This window comes from Rhizobium sp. WYCCWR 11128, assembly GCF_013416305.1.
Taxonomy (GTDB): Bacteria; Pseudomonadota; Alphaproteobacteria; order Rhizobiales; family Rhizobiaceae; genus Rhizobium; species Rhizobium indicum.
The window spans coordinates 514750-537709 of sequence record NZ_JACCEZ010000002.1 but is presented as its reverse complement, the minus strand read 5'-3'; the positions used below and the strand labels follow the sequence as shown (position 1 = coordinate 537709).

The 22960-nt window shown below is 59.8% G+C and carries 21 protein-coding genes, 1 tRNA gene and 1 pseudogene; 10 read left to right on the top strand and 13 right to left on the bottom strand.

All coding sequences use genetic code 11. The features are described from left to right. Positions 1–112: 112 nt before the first annotated feature. The 6 genes from phoU to phoR form a co-directional block, all read right to left on the bottom strand. Positions 113–826 (bottom strand): phosphate signaling complex protein PhoU, encoded by a 714-nt coding sequence (gene phoU / locus HX898_RS10300; protein WP_003545180.1) that lies wholly within the window; start codon positions 824–826, stop codon positions 113–115. A gap of 44 nt (positions 827–870) precedes the next feature. Next, entirely contained in the window at positions 871–1686 is an 816-nt protein-coding gene (gene pstB / locus HX898_RS10295; protein WP_003545178.1) for a phosphate ABC transporter ATP-binding protein PstB, read from the bottom strand. A 15-nt stretch (positions 1687–1701) separates the two neighbouring features. Then, complete coding sequence (gene pstA, locus HX898_RS10290) at positions 1702–3024, bottom strand: phosphate ABC transporter permease PstA (RefSeq protein WP_138332413.1); 1323 nt, start codon at positions 3022–3024, stop codon at positions 1702–1704. Beyond that, positions 3021–4502, bottom strand: coding sequence for a phosphate ABC transporter permease subunit PstC (gene pstC / locus HX898_RS10285; RefSeq protein ID WP_029875431.1), 1482 nt, complete (start codon positions 4500–4502; stop codon positions 3021–3023). The genes pstA and pstC overlap by 4 nt, the downstream gene beginning before the upstream one ends. Before the next feature lie 170 nt (positions 4503–4672). Further along, the gene (locus tag HX898_RS10280; protein WP_029875432.1) at positions 4673–5707 is read right to left on the bottom strand and encodes a substrate-binding domain-containing protein; all 1035 of its coding nucleotides are present in this window, start codon (positions 5705–5707) and stop codon (positions 4673–4675) included. 195 nt (positions 5708–5902) lie between these two features. Beyond that, positions 5903–7126: a phosphate regulon sensor histidine kinase PhoR gene (gene phoR, locus HX898_RS10275; protein ID WP_180194605.1), complete on the bottom strand. Its 1224-nt coding sequence runs from the start codon at positions 7124–7126 to the stop codon at positions 5903–5905. 241 nt (positions 7127–7367) lie between these two features. Here phoR and ppk2 point away from each other — a divergent pair, with 241 nt between their 5' ends. Beyond that, a complete protein-coding gene (gene ppk2, locus HX898_RS10270) occupies positions 7368–8249 on the top strand; it encodes a polyphosphate kinase 2 (RefSeq protein ID WP_180194604.1) in 882 nt (293 codons plus the stop codon). A gap of 90 nt (positions 8250–8339) precedes the next feature. Here ppk2 and HX898_RS10265 read toward each other — a convergent pair whose 3' ends face one another. Continuing rightward, a complete protein-coding gene (locus tag HX898_RS10265; RefSeq protein WP_180194603.1) occupies positions 8340–9524 on the bottom strand; it encodes a regulator in 1185 nt (394 codons plus the stop codon). A 286-nt stretch (positions 9525–9810) separates the two neighbouring features. Between HX898_RS10265 and HX898_RS10260 the strand changes: the two genes are divergently transcribed. The 3 genes from HX898_RS10260 (at position 9811) to HX898_RS10250 (ending at position 12316) form a co-directional block, all read left to right on the top strand. Beyond that, the gene (locus HX898_RS10260) at positions 9811–10770 is read left to right on the top strand and encodes a nitronate monooxygenase family protein (RefSeq protein WP_180194602.1); all 960 of its coding nucleotides are present in this window, start codon (positions 9811–9813) and stop codon (positions 10768–10770) included. Positions 10771–10890: 120 nt separating this feature from the next. After that, positions 10891–10966 (top strand) — tRNA-Thr (locus HX898_RS10255). Between the two features lie 201 nt (positions 10967–11167). Next, the gene (locus tag HX898_RS10250) at positions 11168–12316 is read left to right on the top strand and encodes a hypothetical protein (protein WP_180194601.1); all 1149 of its coding nucleotides are present in this window, start codon (positions 11168–11170) and stop codon (positions 12314–12316) included. Between the two features lie 132 nt (positions 12317–12448). On the opposite strand, the gene HX898_RS33175 is transcribed toward HX898_RS10250, so the two are convergent. Next, positions 12449–13564, bottom strand: a complete 1116-nt coding sequence (locus HX898_RS33175) for an FRG domain-containing protein (RefSeq protein ID WP_180194600.1) — start codon at positions 13562–13564, stop codon at positions 12449–12451. A gap of 76 nt (positions 13565–13640) precedes the next feature. Next, a complete protein-coding gene (locus HX898_RS10240; protein ID WP_180194599.1) occupies positions 13641–13937 on the bottom strand; it encodes a hypothetical protein in 297 nt (98 codons plus the stop codon). 260 nt (positions 13938–14197) lie between these two features. Here HX898_RS10240 and HX898_RS10235 point away from each other — a divergent pair, with 260 nt between their 5' ends. The 4 genes and pseudogenes from HX898_RS10235 to HX898_RS33170 all read left to right on the top strand — a co-directional run. Continuing rightward, positions 14198–14578, top strand: a complete 381-nt coding sequence (locus tag HX898_RS10235) for a hypothetical protein (RefSeq protein WP_180194598.1) — start codon at positions 14198–14200, stop codon at positions 14576–14578. Between the two features lie 258 nt (positions 14579–14836). Further along, positions 14837–16333: an MDR family MFS transporter gene (locus HX898_RS10230; protein ID WP_180194597.1), complete on the top strand. Its 1497-nt coding sequence runs from the start codon at positions 14837–14839 to the stop codon at positions 16331–16333. A gap of 47 nt (positions 16334–16380) precedes the next feature. Next, positions 16381–16956: an AAA family ATPase gene (locus HX898_RS10225; RefSeq protein WP_180194596.1), complete on the top strand. Its 576-nt coding sequence runs from the start codon at positions 16381–16383 to the stop codon at positions 16954–16956. Next, positions 16938–17087: pseudogene (locus HX898_RS33170) on the top strand (nucleoside kinase); the annotation flags it as partial. The gene HX898_RS10225 and the pseudogene HX898_RS33170, both read left to right, overlap by 19 nt. Here HX898_RS33170 and HX898_RS10220 read toward each other — a convergent pair. Continuing rightward, positions 17055–17900: a methyltransferase domain-containing protein gene (locus HX898_RS10220; protein ID WP_180194595.1), complete on the bottom strand. Its 846-nt coding sequence runs from the start codon at positions 17898–17900 to the stop codon at positions 17055–17057. The pseudogene HX898_RS33170 and the gene HX898_RS10220 overlap by 33 nt on opposite strands. Before the next feature lie 277 nt (positions 17901–18177). On the opposite strand from HX898_RS10220, the gene HX898_RS33525 reads away from it, so the two are divergent. Continuing rightward, complete coding sequence (locus tag HX898_RS33525) at positions 18178–18429, top strand: hypothetical protein (RefSeq protein WP_348647909.1); 252 nt, start codon at positions 18178–18180, stop codon at positions 18427–18429. A 138-nt stretch (positions 18430–18567) separates the two neighbouring features. On the opposite strand, the gene HX898_RS10210 is transcribed toward HX898_RS33525, so the two are convergent. Further along, positions 18568–18945 (bottom strand): nuclear transport factor 2 family protein, encoded by a 378-nt coding sequence (locus tag HX898_RS10210; RefSeq protein ID WP_171599768.1) that lies wholly within the window; start codon positions 18943–18945, stop codon positions 18568–18570. A gap of 127 nt (positions 18946–19072) precedes the next feature. On the opposite strand from HX898_RS10210, the gene HX898_RS10205 reads away from it, so the two are divergent. After that, entirely contained in the window at positions 19073–19531 is a 459-nt protein-coding gene (locus HX898_RS10205) for a MarR family winged helix-turn-helix transcriptional regulator (RefSeq protein ID WP_171599769.1), read from the top strand. 26 nt (positions 19532–19557) lie between these two features. On the opposite strand, the gene HX898_RS10200 is transcribed toward HX898_RS10205, so the two are convergent. Beyond that, a complete protein-coding gene (locus tag HX898_RS10200) occupies positions 19558–21558 on the bottom strand; it encodes an ABC transporter ATP-binding protein/permease (RefSeq protein WP_180194593.1) in 2001 nt (666 codons plus the stop codon). A 243-nt stretch (positions 21559–21801) separates the two neighbouring features. After that, positions 21802–22701: a GntR family transcriptional regulator gene (locus HX898_RS10195; RefSeq protein WP_130741335.1), complete on the bottom strand. Its 900-nt coding sequence runs from the start codon at positions 22699–22701 to the stop codon at positions 21802–21804. Between the last annotated feature and the right edge of the window lie 259 nt (positions 22702–22960).

Genomic DNA, 22960 nt, shown 5'->3' with positions numbered 1-22960 from the left:
ATGATCCTTAAACCAGGGTGATTTAAGCAGTGCATCCTGCGCAAATTCAAAAATTGGCTGCGACCTCTTTGCGCGCCCGGACGGGCGCGCACGCAATTGACTGTGCGGGCGGTTATTCGGTGACCGCGCCGACGGTGTTGGCGCTGTCATCCTTCGGACGATCACCTTCCGGCTGCGCGCCTGTCGCCATGTAAAAGATCGTCTCGGCGATGTTGGTGGCATGGTCGCCGATGCGCTCGATGTTCTTGGCGCAGAAGAGAAGATGCGTGCAGCTGGTGATGTTGCGCGGATCTTCCATCATGTAGGTCAGGAGTTCGCGGAACAGCGAGGTGTACATCGCGTCGATCTCGTTGTCGCGTTCACGGATCGCATTCGCCTTGTCGGCTGAACGATTGGTGTAGACATCGAGCACTTCCTTGAGCTGGACGAGCGCCAGCTCGGACAGATGCTCGAGGCCGCGGGCAAGCTTGCGGGGAACGCCGGTGCTTTGGACGGCGATGACGCGCTTGGCGGTGTTCTTGCCGAGGTCGCCGACGCGTTCGAGATCGGCGGCGATGCGGATCGAACCCATGATTTCACGCAGGTCCGAGGCCATCGGCTGACGGCGGGCGATCGTGACGATCGCCTTGTCGCCGATTTCGCGTTCGGCGTGATCGAGGATCACATCGTCCGAGATGACCTTCTGCGCCAGCGCCGTATCGCCGTTGACGAGGGCGCGCACGGATTCGCCGACCATCTGCTCGGCCAGGCCGCCCATTTCGGAAATCCGCCTGGACAGGAACTTCAGATCATCATCGTAGGCAGAAAAAATATGTGTCGATGCCATGGGGCTTTATCCTCGAATAACGGGAAGGCTTGGTGTCGCCAAAATCAACCGAAGCGACCCATGATGTAGTCCTGGGTGCGCGGATCGTCGGGATTGGTGAACATCTTGTCGGTGTCGTTCTCCTCGACGAGGTTGCCGAGGTGGAACATGGCGGTGCGCTGCGAGACACGCGCGGCCTGCTGCATGGAGTGGGTGACGATGACGATCGTATAGTTCTCGCGCAGCTCGTGGATCAGCTCCTCGACCTTGGCGGTGGCGATCGGGTCGAGCGCCGAGCAGGGCTCGTCCATCAAGATGACTTCCGGGCTGACGGCGACGGCACGCGCAATGCAAAGGCGCTGCTGCTGGCCGCCGGACAGGCCGGTGCCAGATTCATGCACGCGGTCCTTGACCTCGTTCCAGAGACCGGCGCGCTGCAGGCTGGTCTCGACGATCTGGTCGAGGTCGGCCTTCGACTTGGCAAGGCCATGGATGCGCGGGCCGTAGGAGACGTTTTCGTAGATCGTCTTCGGGAACGGGTTCGGCTTCTGGAAGACCATGCCGACGCGGGCGCGAAGTTCGACGACGTCGATATCGGGATCATAGACATCGTCGGTGTCGAGGGTGATCTTGCCGGTGACGCGGCAGCCGTCGATCGTGTCGTTCATGCGGTTGAGGCACCGCAGGAAGGTCGACTTGCCGCAGCCGGACGGGCCGATCAGGGCGGTTACGGTGTTTTCGCGGACGTTCAGGTTCACATCGAAAAGCGCGCGCTTCTCGCCGTAGTAAACCGAGACATCCTTTCCGATCATCTTATACGGGACGTTGCTCATCTTGTGATCCAGCGCCTTTTCAACTGCAGCTTCCGTCAACATGTTCATGATGTGTAACTCCGTTTACCAGCGGCGCTCGAAGCGACGACGCAAGAGGATGGCGCCCATGTTCATGACGATCAGGAACAGGAGCAGGACAATGATGGCACCCGAAGTACGCTCAACGAAGGCACGTTCTGCCTCGTTGGCCCACATATAGACCTGTACGGGCAGAGCCGTCGAGGGATCGAGCGGTGTCGTCGGCGCGTTGGCGACGAAGGCGACCATGCCGATCAGGAGCAGCGGCGCGGTTTCGCCGAGCGCGTGCGCCAGGCCGATGATCGTGCCGGTCAGGATGCCGGGCATGGCGAGCGGCAGCACATGGTGGAACACCATCTGCATCTTCGAAGCGCCGAGGCCGAGCGCTGCGGCGCGGATCGACGGCGGCACGGCGCGCAGTGCCGCACGCGTCGCGATGATGATCGTCGGCAGGGTCATCAGCGTCAGCACCAGGCCGCCGACCAGCGAGGCCGAGCGCGGCAGGCCGATGAAGTTGATGAAGACGGAAAGACCGAGCAGGCCGTAGACGATCGAAGGAACCGCGGCGAGGTTGTTGATGTTGACCTCGATCAGGTCCGTCAGCTTGTTCTTCGGCGCGAACTCCTCGAGATAGATCGAGGCGGCGACGCCGATCGGCAGGGCAAGCACGAGCACGATCAGCATCAGGTAGAGCGAGCCGATGAGGGCGACGCCAAGGCCTGCGGCCTCCGGACGGCTGGAATTGCCGTTGACGAAGAGGCCGGTGTTGAACTGCTTGTGGAGAGCGCCGCTCGCCTTCAGCTCGTTCATCCAGCCAACCTGCTTGTCGTTGACCTTGCGGTTCTTCTCATCGACAGAGAGGTCGATCTGGCCCTTGTTGGCGCTGTCGACATTGGCGTCGGCGAGCACCGTGACATTGACCGTCTTGCCGATGATCGACGGATCGGCCATCACCATATCGCGCAGCTGGATCGGCGCACCCTTGGACAGCATGGCGGATGCATCGCGCACGTCGGGACGGCTCGAGGCATTGACGTTCAGCTGCTTGACGATCGCGTCGCGCAAGAGAACCGGGTAGTTGGCGGCGATCAGCACCGAAGGGTCGGTCGCACGCTTGTTGCTCGGGTCGATCGTCTTCTCGGAGAATTCGATCGGCAGGGTGACCGCCGTCTGCTGGAAGGCGGTGTAGCCCTTGCCGATCACCGTCCACAGCAGGATGAAGAGGAAGACGAGACCGAAGGTGATGGCGGCAATGCCATAGGCCTGGAACCGGCGCTCGGCGGCGTAGCGGCGCTTGATACCGATATCGCGGCGCGCTGGCGCCTTGGAAACGGTGACGCCTGATGTGGGAGAAACAATATCCGTCATTCGTACTGCTCCCGGTATTTGCGCACGATGTAGAGCGCATAGATATTGAGGCAAAGCGTGATGCAGAAGAGGGTGATGCCGAGGGCAAAAGCAACCAGCGTCTGCGGCGAGGTGAACTCAAGGTCGCCGGTCAGCTGGTTGACGATCTTGACGGTCACCGTCGTCATCGGCTCGAAGGGGTTGATCTGGATGCGGGCAGCCACACCGGCGGCCAGCACGACGATCATGGTTTCGCCAATGGCGCGCGAGGCGGTCATCAGCAATGCGCCGACGATGCCGGGAAGGGCTGCGGGCAAGACCACTTTCTTGATGGTTTCGGAGCGTGTGGCACCAAGACCGAGCGAACCGTCACGCAGTGACCCCGGCACGGCGGTGATGATATCGTCCGACAGCGAGGACACGTAGGGGATCAGCATGATGCCCATGACGATGCCGGCCGTCAGAACGCTCTGCGCCTGGATGAAGTTGCTGTAGTTGCCGGAGAGGAGGCCGCTGACCTGGGCGGAAAAGTCGCGCAGGAACGGGCCGACGGTGACGAGCGCGAAGAAGCCGTAGACGATCGTCGGAATACCGGCGAGCACTTCGAGGAGCGGCTTGGCGACCCCACGCACCTTCGGCGAGGCGTATTCGGCCATGTAGATGGCGGCGAAGAGGCCGACCGGCACGGCGACCAGCATGGCGACCAGGCCGATATAGATCGTGCCGAGCAGCAGCGGGATCAGGCCGAACTGACCGAAGGACGAGCTGCCGGCGCCGGCAAAGCGCGGATCCCAGACGGTGCCGAAGAAGAAGTCCATGGCGGGAACGGCCGCGAAGAAGCGGGCGGCTTCCGACAGCATGGAGAAGACGATGCCGATCGTCGTCAGAATAGCGATCGAGGAGGCAAGCAGCAGGCCCCAGAGCATGACGCGCTCGACCCGGTTGCGGGCGCGGAAGCGCGGCGCGATGGAGCGCAGCGCATAGAAGGCGCCAGCAACGGCGAGAGCGAAGACGATCGCCGTCATGGCGATGCGGCTCGTCATGCTCATGGCGTTGAGCTTTTTGGCGGCGTCGAGCATGTAAGGCAGCGGTTGGCTGGCAAGCGGCACACCCTTTTCGAGGAGCTTGGCCTGCAAGGCAGCCGGATCGTTGGCGACCGCGGCAGCTTCATCCGAGGTCAGCATCGTCAGGCCGCGGGCAACTGTTGCCACCGTCGAATAGCCGAGGTCCTGCTCGACCGGGGCTTGAGCCCTGATGTCCTCGGGGAAAGCGCCGCGAACCGAGGACTGGATGATGCCGGGGCTGACGGAGAGCCAGACGCAGAGGACGAGCAAGGCGGGAAGAATTGCCCAGATCGCCGCATAGGCGCCGTAATAGGCCGGCCGTGAATGCAATGCGGAGGACCGGCCTCCGGCAAGCGCCGTGGCACGGTTGCGCGCGACCAGATAGGCGGCGACTCCGATCACCACAAGGCACAAAAGTATGATGGATGTGCTCATTCGTTACGTCCCCAGGCCCATAGCCCCAAAAAGCCCGGCAGCTTGATCAGCCTGCCTTCAGCTTCCAATCATGGAGAAGGAATTCCAACCCTGCAGCTCCGGAACCGCCGGCGCGCAGGGACATAAGGCAATGCCGGCGCGGGCCAAAAGGCACCGCGCCGGCAGAGTCATTACATGGACTTGCCGGCTTCGACGTCCTTGCGGATCGCTTCGCGCTCGGCATCCGGAGCGGCAACGAGGCCGTATTCGACGAGCGGGCTGTCAGGGCCGATCATCTGGTCGGATACGAAGAAGTTGACGTATTCCTTCAGGCCCGGAACGGCGCCGAGATGTGCCTTCTTGACGTAGAAGAACAGCGGGCGGGAAACCGGGTAGGTGCCGTTGGAGATCGTTTCGGTGGACGGAACGATACCGCTCATGGTCGCAACCTTGAGCTTGTCGGCATTGTTTTCGTAGAAGGAAAGGCCGAATACGCCGACGCCGGTCTTGTTGGCGGCGATGCGTGCCAGGGTTTCCGGATAGTCGCCGTCGATGTCGACAGCAGCGCCGTCCTTGCGGACTGCGACGCAGGCCTTCGTCTGGGCAGCCTTCTCGGAGATTTCCTTGGCGATGACTTCCTGTGCGCCAGCGGCCTTGCAGCCGGCAGCGAGAACGTTCAGTTCGAAGACTTCGCGGGTGCCGTGCTTTTCGCCCGGGATGTAGGCAGCGATATCAACAGCCGGAAGCTTCGGGTTGACTTCCGACCACTTCTTGTAGGGGTTGGCGACGAGCTTGCCGTCGACGACGACCTGGGCTGCGAGGGCCTTGTAGATGTCGGCAGGAACGTAGGCAACGTCAGGGTTCGACGAGTCGGTTGCGAAGACGATGCCGTCGTAGCCGATCTTGACTTCCTGGATGTCGGTTACGCCGGCAGCCTTGCAGGCTTCGGCTTCGTTCTTGTTGATCGGACGCGAGGCGTTCGCAATGTCGATGGTGTCTTCGCCAACGCCCTTGCAGAATTCCTTCAGACCAGCGCCCGTGCCGCCGGATTCAACGACCGGCGTCTTGAAGTTGGTGAAGGTTTCGCCGAAGGACTCGGCAACGATCTTTGCGTAAGGCAGGACGGTGGACGAGCCAGCGACCTGGATCTGGTCGCGGGCGACGGCGGCGCCAGCGAAAGCAGCAGTTGCAGCCAGCGCGGCAACGGTGAGCTTGAAGGTGTTCATGTAAATCTCCCGGCATTTGGGCTTGTGTGAGTGCGGCCTTAGAGAGGCCCTCGCATTGCCTTTTTTCATCGGCGAGACTCTCTTAGCGCTGTAAGCACCGTCCTTTTATGTCAAAGCCGTGAAACATTTGTGACAGCTTAAGTAATTGATTTAAAATAATAAAATTATGCAACGTAAAAGTGTTGCGACATATCGTCAAAAACGGACGGTAAAATCGGTGCCCTTGCCGACTTCCGACTTGACGATCAGCCGCGCCCGGTGGCGGGTGAGGATGTGTTTGACGATGGCAAGGCCAAGGCCGGTGCCCTTCTTCGAGCGGCTGTCCTCGATGCTGACGCGGTAGAAACGCTCGGTCAGGCGCGGCACATGTTCGGCCGGAATGCCCGGACCCTTGTCGACGATGCTGACCTCGACCGGCTGGCCGGTGCCGTTCTTCAGCCAGACATCGACGATCTCGCCCTCCTGGCCGTATTTGCAGGCATTTTCCATCAGGTTCTCGAAGACCTGGACAAGTTCGTCGCGGTCGCCCAGCACCTCGACCTTGCCGTCGGGCAGATGCAGGTTGATGTCGACGCCGACATCCCTGGCGAGCGGCACAAGCGCATCTCTGACATGGCCGAGCAGCGGCACCAGATCGATCTTCTCATCCGGCGCGATGTGCGACTTCAGCTCCAGGCGCGAGAGCGACAGCAGGTCGTCGACCAGCCGGCTCATGCGCGTCGTCTGGTCGAGCATGATATTGAGGAAACGCGCCTGCGCCTTCAGATCGTTCTTCGCCGGCCCCTGAATGGTCTCGATGAAGCCGCGCAGCGAGGCCAGCGGCGTGCGCAGCTCATGGCTGGCATTGGCGACGAAATCCGACCGCATGCGGTCGATGCGGCGGACCTCCGATATATCGCGGAAGGACAGGATGAAATAGCGTTCACGCGGCCCGTCATCGGCCGCGAATTCGACGGGCGCGCTGCGCACGATATAGACGCGCTCGGAGGGCAGCCGCTCGGCATGCTCTATCTGGTTCGGCGCATTGGTGGCGATGGTTTCGCGCACCATGTCGAGCACGCCGGGCGAGCGCAGGCGGGCCGATATATGGGCACCGAGCGCCACCTCGCCGAAGGCCTTTTCGGCAGCGCGGTTCTGGAAGAGCACCGAGGCATCGTCCGAGAGCACCATGACGGGGATATCGAGGCCGGCAAGCGTGGCGGAAACTTCAGGCAGGCGGCTGGGTGGCAGCTCCGGCTCGATCTCGACCGGCTCGGCGGGATCCGCCTTGATGATGGGCGCCTCGTTGAAAAGCGCGGTGAAGATCATGACCACCAGCAGAACAAGCACAACCCACTTGTTCATGCCGGCGGCAAGCGCGGCGAGCGCGCTGAGGATTGCCGCAAGCAGCACCGGCCGTTCGCGCCTTATGCGCGCCAACAGGCTTTTTCTCCATGGAGTTTCGTCTGGCAAGTGCCCTCGCGGCGTCGATTCGTTTTTCTTATATTGAACTCTGCCTGATAGCGGCAATTCATGACAGAAGTTTTCGGGCTGCCGCATCTCAAGCGAAAAGCCGCAGCCGAACCCACGAAAAATTGCCGGCCGCCTGCGAGAGATTTGATTTTCAACGGTAAATATGTTCGCTTGCGGGAAGAGAAGCGATCGGGCGGTGGAGGCTGATATGGACGAGGACGTCGAAAACAGGGCCGTGGAGCTGGATATCCGCGGGAAGAAGCGGATCTTCGATGTCGACGATCCCACCCTGCCGGCCTGGGTGGACGAACGCGCGCTGGAATCCGGCAACTTTCCCCACAAGAAGAAGCTCAAGGAAGAGGACTATCTGGAGCAGCTGGAAAAGCTGCAGATCGAACTCGTCAAGGTGCAGTTCTGGCTGCAGGCGACCGGCAAGCGGGTGATGGCGCTGTTCGAAGGGCGCGACGCTGCCGGCAAGGGCGGCGCGATTTCGGCCTCCTCGGCGAATATGAACCCACGCCTTGCGCGCGTCGTGGCGCTGACCAAGCCGACCGACCGCGAGCAGGGACAATGGTATTTCCAGCGTTATGTCGCGCAGTTTCCGACAGCCGGCGAATTCGTGCTGTTCGACCGCTCCTGGTACAACCGCGCTGGCGTCGAGCCGGTCATGGGCTTCTGCACGCCACAGCAATATGAGGATTTCCTCAAACAGGCGCCGCAACTCGAAAAGATCATCGCCCATGAGGGCATCTTCTTCTTCAAATTCTATCTCGATATCGGCCGCGAGATGCAGCTCAAACGCTTCCACGACCGCCGGCACGATCCGCTGAAAGTCTGGAAACTGTCGTCGATGGATATCGCGGCGCTGACGAAATGGGACGATTACAGCGACAAGCGCAACCGGATGCTGAAGGAAACCCATACGGATTTCGCACCCTGGACGGTGATCCACGGCAATGACAAGCGGCGGGCGCGTCTCGAACTCATCCGCCACATGCTGAACAAGATGGATTATGACGGCAAGGACAAACAGGCGCTCGGCACGGTCGACGAGGAAATCATCGGCTCAGGGCCTGGCTTTTTGAAATAGGGCTTTCCTGAAATAGGCGTCGGCTGAGCGGCAGGCCCGGGGTCACCGGCTCTGCCGGGACCGGGGTCACCGGCTCCACCGGGACCGGCCTTACTGCCCCGGCAGGATGCGGATGGCGAAGAGATTGATGCCGCGCGCCTTGCCGTCGAGATCGCTGTTGATCGTCAGCGTGCCCGGCGAATTCGGCGCGAGCGAGCGGTCGAACTTCACCTGCAGCAGCGCATCCGACTTTTCCCGGGTGACGGTGAAGCGATGGCGGGCGCAATTGCCGAGCGTCTGGAAATTGCATTCGACGGTGATCTGCGTCGGCTCGTCGGTGGTGGATTGCAGCGTCAGCGCGATCGTCGAGGATTTGCCGGCCAGCTGTTGCAGCACCGATGGCGGCACGCTGATCGAGATATTGCCATCGGCGGCACCGCTTTCGGAAATCAGCCGGACGGCGGGGCCGTCATTCTCGGTGATTTTTTCGGTGCGCGCCCGCGGGCCGCTCTGGATCTTGTCGGCGTCCTCAGGCTTGAACAGCGGGATCCAATCGGCCGAGAAACTGTTCTGCGGATCGATGGTCACCGGCTGATCGGTGTGAGAGCCCGCATTCCCGGCGCTGTCGTCATTGCCGGTAAAATCCTCGGGCTGGGTGCTTGCCGGCGGATTGGCAACGCTGGTGTCGCGCTCGGCCGCCGTCATCAACAGGCCCGACGTATGCGCCCACCAGGCGCCGATGCCGATGAAGGCGAGCAGCACGCACCAGACGAGCAGCCTCGAAAAGAATTTGCGCGGCTTGCGGCGGCCTGCCGCCCGCTCCGGGCGGAAATCCATATTGGTGGCGCGCTGACCACGGGCGAGCCGTTCCTCGCCGACGGGAGCCGCAGCCAGATGATCGGCATTGCCGGCATGCACGTCGTCGAGACTGGACTCGTCGCCGCGATGCATCAGCTCGGGCGCGCGGGTCTCACCTGATACGACGGGGCCGTCGAACGCATCGGCTTCGGCTTGGTGAACCGGCGGCGCCGGCATTTCCACGACCGGCGGCACGGGCACTTCAGGCGGCCTCTGGCGGGGGTGAAGGCGGTCGCGCTCCTCGCCTTCGATGGCGTGGATGGTGCTTTCCAGGCGGTGGCGGTGATGGGCGACGACCTCGGTGTCGGTGATATCCTGCTTGCGCAGGCCGGCTTCCAGCGCCTGGCGAGCCGACTGATAGATCCTCGCTCGAACCTCCGGATTATCGCGATCGGAATTCTCGAGCGCTGTTCTGATGGCCGTTTCTAATCCGCTCACATCCAGTCCTTCACCTTGAATTCGGCATCGGACTGCAATCCCTGCCGTTCTCCATCAAAATTCGGTAACGGCAAGTGCGGCAAACCGCAAGCCTTGCAGGCCCGGCCGCGGTCGATCGGCGGGGATATCGGCAGCTTTCACCGCTTACGGGCCTTATTCTATTAGCTTTCTCGGACGTATATATTCGGGCTGAAATCGACGAAGGCATGGCAGCCGCTCTTTTATCGCCTTTTCATCTCTGTTATGAGATTGACGTTTTCGTAAACGTCAATGGAAGCGACGAACCATGGCCCTGCCCCCGATCCTGAGGGATAAATTGAGACTGCCGGTCATCGGCTCGCCGCTGTTCATCATCTCGCACCCGGCGCTGACGCTGGCGCAATGCAAGGCAGGCATCGTCGGGGCATTTCCGGCGCTGAACGCCCGGCCGGAAAGCCAGCTCGACGAATGGCTGGCGGAGATTACCGAGGAGCTTGCCCGCCACGACGCCGCCCATCCGGAGCGGCCGGCCGCCCCCTTTGCCGTAAACCAGATCGTCCATATGTCGAACAAGCGGCTGGAGCACGACCTCTCGCTCTGCGTCAAATACAAGGTGCCGATCGTCATCTCCTCGCTCGGCGCTGTGCCCGAGGTCAATGCCGCCGTGCATTCCTATGGCGGCATCGTGCTGCATGACATTATCAACAACCGCCACGCCCATTCGGCAATCCGCAAGGGGGCGGATGGGCTGATCGCAGTCGCCGCCGGCGCCGGCGGTCATGCCGGCACGCTGTCTCCTTTTGCGCTCGTCCAGGAAATCCGCGAATGGTTCGAAGGGCCGCTGCTGCTGGCCGGCGCCATCGCCACCGGCGGCGCCATCCTCGCCGCAGAAGCGATGGGCGCCGACATGGCCTATATCGGCTCGCCCTTCATCGCCACCGAGGAAGCCCGCGCTGCAGACGCCTACAAGCAGGCGATTGTCGAAGGGGCCGCCAGCGATATCGTCTATTCCAACTATTTCACCGGCGTGCACGGCAACTATCTCAAGCCCTCGATCGTCGCCGCCGGCATGGACCCCGACAACCTGCCGCTTGCCGATGTCTCGAAGATGGATTTCGAGCAGGCTGTTGGCGGCGCCAAGGCCTGGAAGGACATATGGGGCAGCGGCCAGGGCATCAGCGCCATCAAGGCGGTCGAGCCGGTGGCCAAACTCGTCGATAGGCTGGAGGTCGAATACCAGGCGGCGCGTGCCCGGCTAACGCTCTGAGGCGCCCTTCCCGCGCCTCCCCTCTTTTTTGCCAAAGCCATGACAGGGTGCTTGAAATCTTCCAACAATGCCTGTATCAGCGCCATGCAAATCGCAGGCCGCATGCTTCGGCCGTGAAATGCCGCTTTAGCTCAGGTGGTAGAGCACATCATTCGTAATGATGGGGTCGCAGGTTCGAGTCCTGCAAGCGGCACCATTTTTCTTTCTCGCATTTCAATCTTTTTACGCTTCAATGTTCGCTGGCCTGCTCCCTCTTAGCGCGGACGACGGCGTGGCTGCAGGACTCCAGCTCGATCGCCACAGAGATCGCTTCAGTCCAAGCACCTCTTGCACCAGAGCGAACAATCACTAACGTTGTTCCGACAACCTTAAGTTTGTCAGCACGGAGAACAAGCCAATGCTCACAGACCTTCCGCAGCATGCAATTGACAGCCTGCATAAGCAGCTCGGTGAAATTGGCCACGCCAAGGCCTGGGTGCTCGTTGAAGAGAAGGATGACCTAGTAGAGAAATTCGGTCAAAGTGTCTTCAACAGGGCACGTGATGTTATTGATGCGCTCAGCCAGCAGATGGGTCTTTCGGCGAAGATCTATGTAGGCTTAATCATCGATGAACAACGAGACTTCCAGGCATGCGCTGCGCGTCTAAGTAAAGACGAATATTGCATTTTGATCTGGGTTGCCGCTGCGAACAGCACTTTGGTTAGTATTTCGAGGCTTCTTAACACAACTGTCTCAGCGGAGCTATTCTCTATTGGCATTCCGGTCCAGCACGAACGGGCAGCTCTCGAAGAGAGTGATACCTTTAAGGCCTACCGCGAGCTTTCGCTGCTTTCGGTGTTAGATCTCGGCGAGAATTTGAATGATTTTCGCAATCGACTAGCCCTTTCTGCGCTTGAATGGCTCGTTCTGCATGAATTTGGCCACATCGTTAACGGTCACCTTGCGCTGGGAGAGACCATCAGTGGCATGACGTACATTCTCGAAAACGACCCGAAGAATGATCGCGACAAACATATCACCGATCAGGCGCTTGAGTTTGATGCCGACTGCTTCGCAAACCAATTCGCTCTGCAACGGGCATTGGGGCGACCTCTCCCAGGTGAGACAGCCGATGCTGCGGACAAAGGCGAGTTGATTGGTCGACGTTTCAAGAGTTACGTGTTCGCCACTATGGCGATCATTCGAGGGTTCGACCGCGAGCGGTTTGACGTTGAAACCCTTTTCGATTCAGACCATCCACCTGGTGGCGTGAGGATGGGCTACTTGCTGGACCAAATTGCAGCATTCGAAAGTGGCGGGAATATCGACTTTAGCGGCATCGATGTGAAAGACATCGCTGCAAAAACAGCGATATCTGTTGAGCGGGCTATTTGGGAGGCGACTGGCATCCATGGAAATGGCGGCAATCTGTGGACGGCGATGAATGTGAGCGAGGAACAATTCCGATTGCCTGTGTTGTCCCGATGGGCGAAAATTCATCCTGCATTGAATGCGGCTAAGCTTAACCCTTTTAAACTCGCCGAACCGCAATACGAGCCAGCTTAACTCACGCTCAATCGTCGTCAGAGCACCTATTTTCGGTGGCGCCTTTGCTTTGGAGGAGAGCACTGAATTATCAGCACCGGTTATCGCGCCGTCTTGTCAAATTGCCAGCTAATATATTGAATTTAAATAATGCTAGAACACAAAATTCTTGAACTTAAGTTCCTCGCACGCGCCGTCGATCCCGGGAAAAAGTGAGCCTGCGGCAACGCCCATAAGTCTAAGTTCAGTAAGCACGGATACTCGATCACTGTATGGAAGCTCGAAAACTTCCAAGTAGCTCTTGCCCATTTGAGTGCCAGCAGTCTCCAGATAGCTTTCAACATCGTCAACCGAAGTAATCGAACACAGCGCTTGCTGGGGCAGCGCCCGCGGATTTTCCAATGCCACGGGGGTCATAAATGAGAAGTGAGGATGCACATTCACGAGGCTATATATCTGATGATAATCCCTCTGCCATGCTTGGCTATCAAATTTGAAGATTCGAACCTTGCGTTTGGGATCGCCCGAGAACCGCTCCCTGTAAGCGAAGAAAGCCGCGACGTAAGGCGAATGCGTCCAATCAAGAAGCGGCGTCGGATACCCGTGATGCTGCAGGAGGTTGCAAAACGCCGCATACTGCTTGTCATCCCGAAAATCAAAATAGTGGTTGGTCTTCGACGTGACGGTGGCATGCAGTTGAGGCACGTCGATTGAAACGAACCGAAATAGATCTCGGCGGTTTGTTCGGTGAAAAGATGTTCTGAGACGAAACCCGACAGACTGCCCGCGAAAAACGTACCTATCGGGCTCCAGTTGGCCGACCATAGTTTTGAATTTGTCCCACGTATTGATCTTTCGATTTGTTTTGAGTTTGCTTGGCTTTTCGGCCGATCCTTTCGTTAGCACTGCGGACAACTTCCCTATCGGTTGCTGCTGCACAAACGCAGTTGCAGTAACTCTCAAATCTCTCTGGCGAAGAACGATCTCAACATGGGCGGTATCCGGGAAGGTTACATTGGGCGCCAGTTGTGCGAGCTCTTGGCTGGGAATTTCGGTTGCTGAGCCGTGCCTCTGGATACTTACATGGACTTTGAGCTTTTGAACGGGCTGCTTATCATCAGTCCTGAAATTGGCTGCGAAAACTCCGATCGGATTGTTATCTTCAAAGACGCATATTCTGCCTGAGTAAACGCTTTGATTCTCATCAATTTCAATCGTAAGCTGCCCGCTCGAATAGCCAGAAAAACGACCCTGCCATTGTCCCAGCATTGCTTTCCCCGCCCCACTACTTTTCAAAAAAATTTCGACATCAGCTAACGACGCAAGAGATGATATAGTAGTGGCCTTAGGAAGCGCGGGGATCTGTGCCCAGCAAGGCATTGGCGAACGCTGTGATAGCTGATTCTCTGTCAGCGTTGGCCATTTGCAGCGCAATGGTCGCAAAATCAGAACTGTCGATATAGGTATTGACCTGTGTACTACCGCCACCCTTTGAACTGATGCTAAAGCTGACAAGGACACCGGCGTTTGGTTGACGCCACTGATCGGGCCGATACGTACTGATTCTTACCCGCTCAGTTTCTCTGCTTTGATACCGCGATGTGACCCCTCCTCGAAATACAGCTGTGTTTTTTAGATCCATCTGATCCTCCGATAGGCAGCAACACGAGCGCAAGGGGCGTCGTGACCAGGTGATGCTTGCACAGCCTGCTTATGAGATTGAAAGGCAACGATAGCAGTCGCCGAAAAGAAAACAATCATCGCGGGAACCTATCCAATTTAGTGGCCTGGAAGCCGGCTTCCCCGGTTCCAATCAAACGACCGTGAAAACCGCAACCCCGACAGGAACAATGCCCCCACCAAGCAGGTTTTCTCCCTGAGACAACAAGCATGGAGAAAATCATGTCCTGCAAGTTCATCGCGATATCACTGCTTTCGATCGGTCTTGCCGGTTCTGCCGTGGCGCAGACGGCCGGGGGTTCGGATGCCAACGGGCGGCTTTCGGTGGCGCCTGTTATCGGCGGATCGGGGAGTTCGGGCGCCGGTTCCGCAGGCGCCGGGTCGGCTGGCACTGGGTCTGTCGGCGGCGGTGCAGCGGGTACAGGGTCTGTCGGCACCGATTCCGGCACCACCGGCAGCACCACCGGCAATGGCGGCGTCAATCTCAACAGCGGCCGCAGCACGATCAATCCAGGCGGGGTCAATCCCAACCTGCAGCAGACGCCGGGTTGCACTAGCGGCAGCGCGGACACCGGCTCGCTCGGCGAGGCATGCCCGCAATGAGGATAAGGCGATGAGTTGCCTTCCCTCCTGATAGAACGAAGGCCCGGGCGAAATAGCGCCGGGCCTTCGTTTTCGACCGACCTTCCCTCAAATGACCCGAAAACAAATGCCATCATGAGAAACCGGGCGCGGCCTGCTTTACCGGCCGGGCTTGAGATCGTAAAAGGACGGTATCACTCCGCAAGCGGCGCATCGCCCCACACCAAAGCCAGCCTGCCGATATTTCCGGCATCTGCGGAGCACCCGAAGAGGATCGTCATGTCGAATGCAGCGCAACGCTCGAACCGCGTGCTTATCGTCGCCACCATCATGCTCGCGACCTTCATGGTGGCGATCGAGGCGACGATCGTGGCGACCGCGATGCCGCGCATCGTCGGCGAGCTCGGCGGCTTTTCCTATTACAGCTGGGTGTTTTCGGCCTTCCTGCTGGCGCAGTCGACGACGACGGTCATCTACGGCAAGCTTTCCGACATCTTTGGGCGCAAGCCGGTGCTGATCGGCGGCATCCTGATCTTCCTCGTCGGCTCTTTGCTCTGCGGGCTTGCCTGGTCGATGATGTCGCTAGTGCTGTTCCGGCTGCTGCAGGGGCTGGGCGCCGGTGCCATCCAGCCGGTGACGATGACGATCATCGGCGATCTCTTCAAGCTGGAGGAACGCGGCCGCGTGCAGGGCGCGATGGCAACCGTCTGGGCGACCTCTGCCGTCGTCGGGCCGCTGGCCGGCGGCATCATCGTCGACAATATCTCCTGGGCCTGGATCTTCTGGATCAACCTGCCGATCGGCGTCATCTCGATCATCGCCTTCATGGTCTTCCTGAAGGAGGACGTGGCGCATAAGCAGGCAAAGATCGATTACCTCGGATCGGTGCTGTTTTCGATCTCGATCGTGGCACTTCTCGTCATGCTGACGGAAACCGATGCGAGCGCCTGGATCCTGCTTTCGCTTTTCGCCGTCTTCGTGATCGCGGGCATCCTCTTTCTCGCCCAGGAGAAGCGGGCGCCGGAGCCGATCATCTCGATCCCGCTGTGGAGCCGAAGGCTGATTGCGACCAGCAATACGGCGACGCTGCTGGCCGGCATGGCGCTGATCGGGCTTTCGACAATCCTGCCGCTCTATGTGCAGGGCGTGCTCGGCCGCTCGCCTCTTGTCGCGGGGTTCACGCTCACCATGCTCGTCGTCGGCTGGCCCTTGGCGGTGATGCTCTCCAGCCGCCTCTACAAGGCCTTCGGCATCCGCCGCACTCTGCGCGTCGGCAGCCTGATGTTTCCTTTCGGCGCCTGTTTCCTGTTGTTCCTGACGCCGGAAAGCTCGCCGATCGTTGCCGGCGCCGGCTCGTTCTTCATGGGCTTCGGCATGGGTCTCATCAGCCTCACCAGCATCGTGCTGGTGCAGGACAGCGTCGAATGGTCGATGCGCGGCAGCGCCACTGCCTCGATCATCTTTTCCCGCAGTCTCGGCAATACGCTCGGCGCCACCGTGCTCGGCGCCATCCTCAATGCCGGCATCAACCATTATGCGAGCGGCGAGGCGGCGGCGGGCCTGCACGAGGTGCTGAACCAGCCGACCGGGCTCTCGGCGCTCGCCGCCGATCCTGCGATCCGCTCGATCTTCAATGCGGCCCTGCACTGGAGCTTCTGGGGCGTGGTCGTCGTCGCGGTGCTGACCTTCTTCACCACCTGGCTGATCCCGGTCGGGCCGAGCCAGAAGCGCGAGGGGACAGCTCCGGCTGCGGCAAGCGAGGCGGCTTCGCATTAGAGCGGTTCAGCCTATGGAAGCGCAGGCACTGGGAGGGTTGCCGGACGATGAGTGTTTTCGTGTTGCTCTTGGGGTTTCCGGGCGTGGGCAAGCTGACGATCGCCAAAGAACTCGGTTCGCTTATATCAGCAAAGATTGTTGATAATCACTGGTTCAACAACCCGATATTGCGACTCCTCGACGAGGATCAGACCGCTCCGCTGCCTAAGGGTGTCTGGGAATACACGGCAAGAGTCCGGCAGGCCGTCCTGGATGCAATCACCGCCTATAGCGGCCCGTCGGCGAATTTCATCTTCACCCATGCCGGTGTCGAAGGCGATGAGCGGAGCACGCGGACGTACCAACAGTTCGTCGACGCCGCCGGACGGCGCGCCGCGGTCTTCGTGCCGGTGCGATTGCTGTGTGCCGAAGAAGAATTGGCGCGTCGCGTTTCGTCCCCCGCACGGCGCGACCACTTGAAAACCACCGACGTAGAGACCTCAAGACATCGAAGCCAAGAGGCCATGGTTCTTGATATCCCGCACCAACAGGCGCTGACGTTGGATGTGACTTTCATGTCGCCTTTGGAAAGTGCTGCGGCAATACGGGATCATGTTGTGACATGCCTGCCGAACGGGAGCTGATTGTCTGATTGCATGCAACGAAAGAGGATATTCCGAAGTGTGGTGTCGTCATCGACGCGACTCTCCCGCTCACGGTCGTCGTCGACGAGATTCTGAGGCTATCGCGTGCCTATGATTACCGTTGCCGTTGAGCGAAGGCGAACCTTGCCATCGCTAACGGATTGGAGAGCTAGCTCCAGGACCTCGCGACGGATTTTCTCCCGTGTTGCCGCATCTGCCCTGGATAGTCCAGCGACAACCGGTGCGGCGACCTCAGTCATGAAGTCCCAATAGCGCGCCGGGGTATCGTGCACCATCATCGCCGACACCTCTTCCTCGGCGACATCGAGAAGGCCCGCCTCTCTGAAGGTCTCGACCATCATGCCTTCCCCCGCACAGCGGAACAGGCCCGGAGAGCCGGGTGGTGGCGAGGGCATTTCCACGTGGCGGGCGATCGTGCCCATAATCGTGGTCGCCCATGGATTTTTGGCAGGAGTGCTCCAGACTGCGGCGCAGACGCGCGCACCGGGCTTTGCCACGCGTGCCATCTCCCTGGCGGCGGCGGCGATATCAGGGAAGAACATAAACCCGAACCGGCACAGAACGGCGTCGAAACTGGCATCGGCAAAAGGCAACGCTCCCGCATCGCATAGGCGAGTTTCGAAGTTTTTGAGGCCACGTCTGGCCGCATTTTCGGCGGCAGCAGTCAGCATATTTTCCGAGAGATCGGTGACGACGACATGACCCTCGGGGATTGCTGCCGCCGCCGTCAGGCCGGGTTCGCCAGTGCCGGCGGCTATGTCAAGCACGCTAAAGCCGTTGGAGAGGTTTGCGCGCCGGAGCATGGCGTCACCAAACGGGGCGAGCCAGCTGAGAACCAAGCTGTCCCATTTCTTCCAGCCGGCGGAAAACTTGTCCCAGGTCTCACGTTGCTGGTTACGGATATCGTCGAGATTTGCTGACATGCACCGGCTCCCCCATCCGTTCAACCGGCAAAGCCGGGAACGTCGACACTATGCGCCGCTGATGTCGGGATTCAATGCAAATAAGCGCCATCGGGCCAATCGCCAGGCATGACCAAACTTGTTGGGACGGAGTGATTGAATTGACCAAGACTATTGGAGCTTTTATACAATGGCTTTTGCGAAACTCCGGATTGGCCAAAAATAATCCTTTTAAATCAATGGGCTTTTCCTGGATGGCGCCAAATCGAGAATGCGGAACCAGCGGAATGCTGAAGCGATGCAGCCCGGCTGTATGCACCAGCCATGGAGAGACAAAATTATAAAGATCATGGTCTTGCTGCACAGCGCCGATGGCATGGCTTGGCAGTCTCCCCCTAAAGGCACCAGCCTGAAGACATTGAGCGAAGCCGAAGAGCAAGGCTTCATCTTGATCCGCGGGGAATTTCAGAAACGGCAATTCCGTCTGACAGAGCTGGGCTCCAACTATGTCGAGCGCGACAAGCGGCGTCTGGAAGCGCGCAGGCTCTGAACCGATACCGCCGGCTAAGCGCGAATTGAACGCACAAGCCAGGCCCCCGACGGCCGAAAGGCGGGTCTGACAATGGCACGTCGCAACAGGAGCGGTCATCCCCGCATAGTGAGTGCAAGCTTACAAAGCATGCTGGGCTTACAGCGCATCCTGGATATCGAAGCGGACGATCTTGTCGCCGTCCATGCGGAAGATATGCGTCACGGTCTTGTCCTTCAGGCCATGGCTTTGCCCTTCCAGCGGCCGGCCATCGAGGTCGAAGACAGACTGGATCACCTCGGCAGCTATGGCTCCATCTTGCGTTTCCTCGAATGCGACCGGCTCGACGTGCGGACTGACGACGGCCCACTGGCGTGTCCAATAGTCGCGCACGGCTGCACGGCCATGAACGTGGCCGCCATCCATGCCGTTGGCCCAGGCGACATCATCGGAAAGCACGGCAAGGACAGCGTCGATGTCTCTGGCGTTGAAGCTGGCATAGATGCGCTGGATCATTTCGACGTCGTTTTGAGACATGTCGTTTCCTCGATGGAGATTGATACATTCGCTGTGCGGCATCGAAACTGCCTTGCCTCATGCCGCACACCAATATACATACGTACATATATATCTCGTGGTCAAGCGCAGGCAAGGGGTGAGCCGAATGGACGACGACGTGCTTTCTACGCCGGGGCATCTCATCAGTCTTGCGGCGCGTGGCTTTGCCCGCCTCAGCGAGTCACGCCTTAAACCGCTCGGCTTCGGTGTCGGCCAGTTGCCTGTGCTGGTCGCGCTGCAAAACGGCAAGGCCAGCACGCAACGCGACCTCGCCCGCTATGCCAGGATCGAGCAACCGCCGATGGCACAGATGCTCGCACGCATGGAGAGGGATGGCTTGATCGAGCGGACACGCGACCCGACTGACGGTCGCAGCAGCCGTATCGTGCTGACGAAAACCGCGCAGCACAGCATGCCGGAGGCGATTGCCGCCTTGTTCCGAGGAAATAAAGAGGCATTGACTGGGTTCACGGATGCGGAAGCGGAGCAACTTGCAGATCTGCTGACGCGGCTAATCGACAATCTGGATCAAATTGCGAGCGCAGAGCCTTCGTCAGGTGATTGATGGTTTTGTGGCCAAACCGACAGTTTCTATTCGGGGACTGTGCCGCCTTCATTCGAGGTCGTACTGCCTTCCGGCGGGGAGCGGCGCTTCTCCAAAACGCGTGACAGCAAGTTCCGTTTTCTCTTGCGCTTGATCAGATCGATATCGCTGACAAGCTTTGCGCCGCCCTCGCGCCGCTCGAGCGTGATCTTGCGGCTATGGAAGACTTCCAGCTCAGCGCGATGCGCGACGCTGAGGATGGTGACCTCCGGCAATTCATCGATCACCATCTGCATCATCTTATCCTGGCTCTTCTCATCGAGTGCTGCCGTTGCTTCATCCAGCACGATGATATCGGGTTGGTGCAGCAGGAGACGTGCAAAGGCGAGCCGCTGCTTTTCGCCGCCCGACAAGGTCTGGTCCCATGGCGCATCTTCCTCGATCTTGTCGTTCAGATAATCCAGCCCCACCTTGTCGAGGGCCGACTTGATCTCATCCAGCGGCCAGCTATCGGCGGCGCCGGGATAGGCGACGGCGCGACGAAGCGTCCCGGACGGGATATAGGGCCGTTGCGGCAACATGAACAATCGCCTGTCGGCATGGAAATTGACGCTACCGCTACCCCACGGCCAGAGACCTGAGATGGCCCGCACCAGCGTGCTCTTGCCGGACCCGGATTCACCGGCCACGAGCACCCGCTCGCCGGGTTCGATCTCGACCCGGGTTTCCGTGACCACGGCGGTGCCATCGTCAAGCGACACGGAGAGATCGTTGAGGCTGAGCATCGCCTCGCCTTCGGTTTCACCATGCTTGATGCGCCCGAGCGAGTCGCTCTGTTCGGCGCGCTCCAGCCCGTCAAGCGACATCATCAGCGAGGCGATGCGCCGTGCACAGGCATTCCAATCGGCAAGACGGGGATAGTTGTCGACCAGCCAGCCGAACGCGCCCTGAACGATGGCAAAAGCAGAGGCGGCCTGCATGACCTGTCCGAGGGTCATGCTGCCTTCGAGAAATTTTGGTGCGCAAAGCAGGACCGGCACGACAGGCGCTATCAGCATCGATCCATGCGACACAAGCGTCGTGCGCATGTGCTGGCGGGCAAGCAGCGCCCATTGCCTGAGCACATTGGCGAAGGTCTTATCGAGATCGTTACGCTCCTCCTCTTCGCCACCGAGAAGCGCGATGCTCTCGCCGTTTTCCCTGACATGCGTCAGCGTGTAGCGAAACTCGGCTTCTGCTTGATTTTTGGCCTCGGAGACGTGGACGAAATAGCGGCCGATGACCGCCATCGAAGTAGAGGTGATCGCCGCGTAGAGGACCGCAGTGATGACGAGAAAGCCGGGAATGGTGATGGTCGAACCTGCGATCGGCAGAGTCAGAGCCCCGCCGATCGTCCAGAGCACCACGATGAAGGTCGAGGCCGCCAGAAATGCGGAAATGACACCGGCGATAAAATCGACGGGTGCTTCGGTGGCAATCCGCAAATCCTCGGAAATGCGCGCTTCGGGGTTCTTGTGGTCGCCGCCAATGAGATTCAACTGATAGTAACGGCCGTTTGCGAGCCAGCGCGCGATGACGGCTGTCGTCAGCCAGGAACGCCAGCGGCGCTGAATCATCATGCGAACGGCGACTTGTATCGTGACAATGGCGACAGTTCCGAGCACGAGCGGCACGAATACGGCGCTCAGGAAATAGACGGTCCCGGCATCGTGTCGCTCTATGGCGTCGAAGATCCCGCGGTTCCACAGATTGATTCCGTACTGGAAGGCGACATTCATGCAGATCATCGCCAACAGCCCGATCGAGAAGGGCCAAGCGAACTTGTCGCCACCGCGGCCCCAGTAACGTCGCGCACTGATCCAGAAACGCTTAAGCAAATACCGCTTGCGCGCCTGCTCGGCCTCCTCAGGCGTCAACTCCGGATCGGGCTCGATGGCATCTGGCGGCGGCATGACCTCGACAGTCGATGCCGTCTCCTGGGGCGAGTTTCCGGCACCGTGCGGTTCGGTGCCGTCGACCGATTTCGGTTTGAATTTAGCGTCGGCCATAAGCGCCATAACGGCTTACACATCGAAATGTTTCATGATGGCTGCCATCCGCCGTATCGAAATCATCTGCCCGTCACCCTAACCCTCTCCCGTTCTGACGGGGAGAGGGGACGTGCCATACGAGACGCGATAGAGGGACGGAGAGGTCGCGGCAGATCCCCTTCGCCCCGCAAGCGGGGAGAAGGTGCCGGCAGGCGGATGAGGGGCTGGCATCGGCGATCTCTGGTCCGAGATGTCCCCCGCTCAGGCGCTCTCCGTCGCGACCTGCGGCAGGGATTGCAGCAGGGTCTGGCGGGCGGAGTGCAGGTGCGCGCGGCAGGCGGTTTCGATTGCCGCCTGGTCGCCGGATTCAAGGGCTGCGATATAATCCAGATGTTCGTGGATGGCGCGCTCGTTGCGCTGGCGGGCGGCGGTCTTGTTCCACTGGTAGTGATAGTGGAAGACGATGGCGATCGCATCGTAGAAATCGGCGATGAAGCGGTTTTTCGAGGCGCGGTGGATCAGCAAGTGGAAGCGTTCGTCGAGGACGGAGAAATCCTTGAAGCGCTGGTTGATGTCGGCAAGCATGGCGTGATGTTCGTCGCGCATAGCGGCAAGATCGGCCCAGCTCTGATTATCCCTGGAAAGCCGGCCGAATTCGGCGGCGGAATGCAGCTCGAACATCTCGCGCACATCGGCAAGTTCGAGGGCGAATTCGCGGGTGAAGCCTTTGAGCGTCCAGTGGCTGTTCGGGCGTTTCTCGATGAGGCCGAAGCGGGAGAAGCGGATCAGGAATTCGCGCACGCTGGTCGTGCCGGTGCCGATCTCGCGGGCCAGCTCCAGCTCGTTGATCTGCATGCCGGGTGCTGCATCATCGGCAAGGATGCGCTGCATGAAGCTGCGCTCGATGATATCGTGGAGGGAGTCGGTTTCCTCGGAGGGAAAGAGGTCATGGTCTGTGGGTTGTCGCAGCACGATCTTCTGGCGCTTGTTCCAGCGGATGATGCCTTCTTCGCTCAGCCGCGTCAGGATGGCGCGCGCCGTCGAGCGGCTGACGCCGAGCTGGGCGGCGATCTCCGGCTCCGAGGGCAGCGCCGTATCCGTGCGCAGGGCTACGGCATACCTGTTATAGGCTTCCTTGAAGACCGTATTCTGCCTTGCCACCAGACCCCGCTTTCCGCCCTCGTGACCGTCGCCCCGCTTCAAAGCAGGACGGAGCGGACCGGGGCTTGTTCAAACGACCTTTAGCTTATTTCCAGTCGCCTGCGGCTCATTGCCTCCCTCGTCCACAGGATCAATATTCCCGTTGACTTGAAAATGTTTATTGTAGATAAAAAACAAAATCAATGCGCTTTCGCCGATGTAGCGAGCCTTTCGCTAGAACAGGATGATTTTAGGTGGGATGGCCTAAAAATCTGAATCC

What these genes read in the sequence shown, in the direction of transcription:
- phoU (WP_003545180.1), bottom strand. Translation starts at nt 826, where the DNA reads ATGGCATCGACACATATTTTTTCTGCCTACGATGATGATCTGAAGTTC.
- pstB (WP_003545178.1), bottom strand. Translation starts at nt 1,686, where the DNA reads ATGAACATGTTGACGGAAGCTGCAGTTGAAAAGGCGCTGGATCACAAG.
- pstA (WP_138332413.1), bottom strand. Translation starts at nt 3,024, where the DNA reads ATGACGGATATTGTTTCTCCCACATCAGGCGTCACCGTTTCCAAGGCG.
- pstC (WP_029875431.1), bottom strand. Translation starts at nt 4,502, where the DNA reads ATGAGCACATCCATCATACTTTTGTGCCTTGTGGTGATCGGAGTCGCC.
- HX898_RS10280 (WP_029875432.1), bottom strand. Translation starts at nt 5,707, where the DNA reads ATGAACACCTTCAAGCTCACCGTTGCCGCGCTGGCTGCAACTGCTGCT.
- ppk2 (WP_180194604.1), top strand. Translation starts at nt 7,368, where the DNA reads ATGGACGAGGACGTCGAAAACAGGGCCGTGGAGCTGGATATCCGCGGG.
- HX898_RS10260 (WP_180194602.1), top strand. Translation starts at nt 9,811, where the DNA reads ATGGCCCTGCCCCCGATCCTGAGGGATAAATTGAGACTGCCGGTCATC.
- HX898_RS10250 (WP_180194601.1), top strand. Translation starts at nt 11,168, where the DNA reads ATGCTCACAGACCTTCCGCAGCATGCAATTGACAGCCTGCATAAGCAG.
- HX898_RS33175 (WP_180194600.1), bottom strand. Translation starts at nt 13,564, where the DNA reads ATGCTGGGACAATGGCAGGGTCGTTTTTCTGGCTATTCGAGCGGGCAG.
- HX898_RS10240 (WP_180194599.1), bottom strand. Translation starts at nt 13,937, where the DNA reads ATGGATCTAAAAAACACAGCTGTATTTCGAGGAGGGGTCACATCGCGG.
- HX898_RS10235 (WP_180194598.1), top strand. Translation starts at nt 14,198, where the DNA reads ATGTCCTGCAAGTTCATCGCGATATCACTGCTTTCGATCGGTCTTGCC.
- HX898_RS10230 (WP_180194597.1), top strand. Translation starts at nt 14,837, where the DNA reads ATGTCGAATGCAGCGCAACGCTCGAACCGCGTGCTTATCGTCGCCACC.
- HX898_RS10225 (WP_180194596.1), top strand. Translation starts at nt 16,381, where the DNA reads ATGAGTGTTTTCGTGTTGCTCTTGGGGTTTCCGGGCGTGGGCAAGCTG.
- HX898_RS10220 (WP_180194595.1), bottom strand. Translation starts at nt 17,900, where the DNA reads ATGTCAGCAAATCTCGACGATATCCGTAACCAGCAACGTGAGACCTGG.
- HX898_RS33525 (WP_348647909.1), top strand. Translation starts at nt 18,178, where the DNA reads ATGCAGCCCGGCTGTATGCACCAGCCATGGAGAGACAAAATTATAAAG.
- HX898_RS10210 (WP_171599768.1), bottom strand. Translation starts at nt 18,945, where the DNA reads ATGTCTCAAAACGACGTCGAAATGATCCAGCGCATCTATGCCAGCTTC.
- HX898_RS10205 (WP_171599769.1), top strand. Translation starts at nt 19,073, where the DNA reads ATGGACGACGACGTGCTTTCTACGCCGGGGCATCTCATCAGTCTTGCG.
- HX898_RS10200 (WP_180194593.1), bottom strand. Translation starts at nt 21,558, where the DNA reads ATGGCCGACGCTAAATTCAAACCGAAATCGGTCGACGGCACCGAACCG.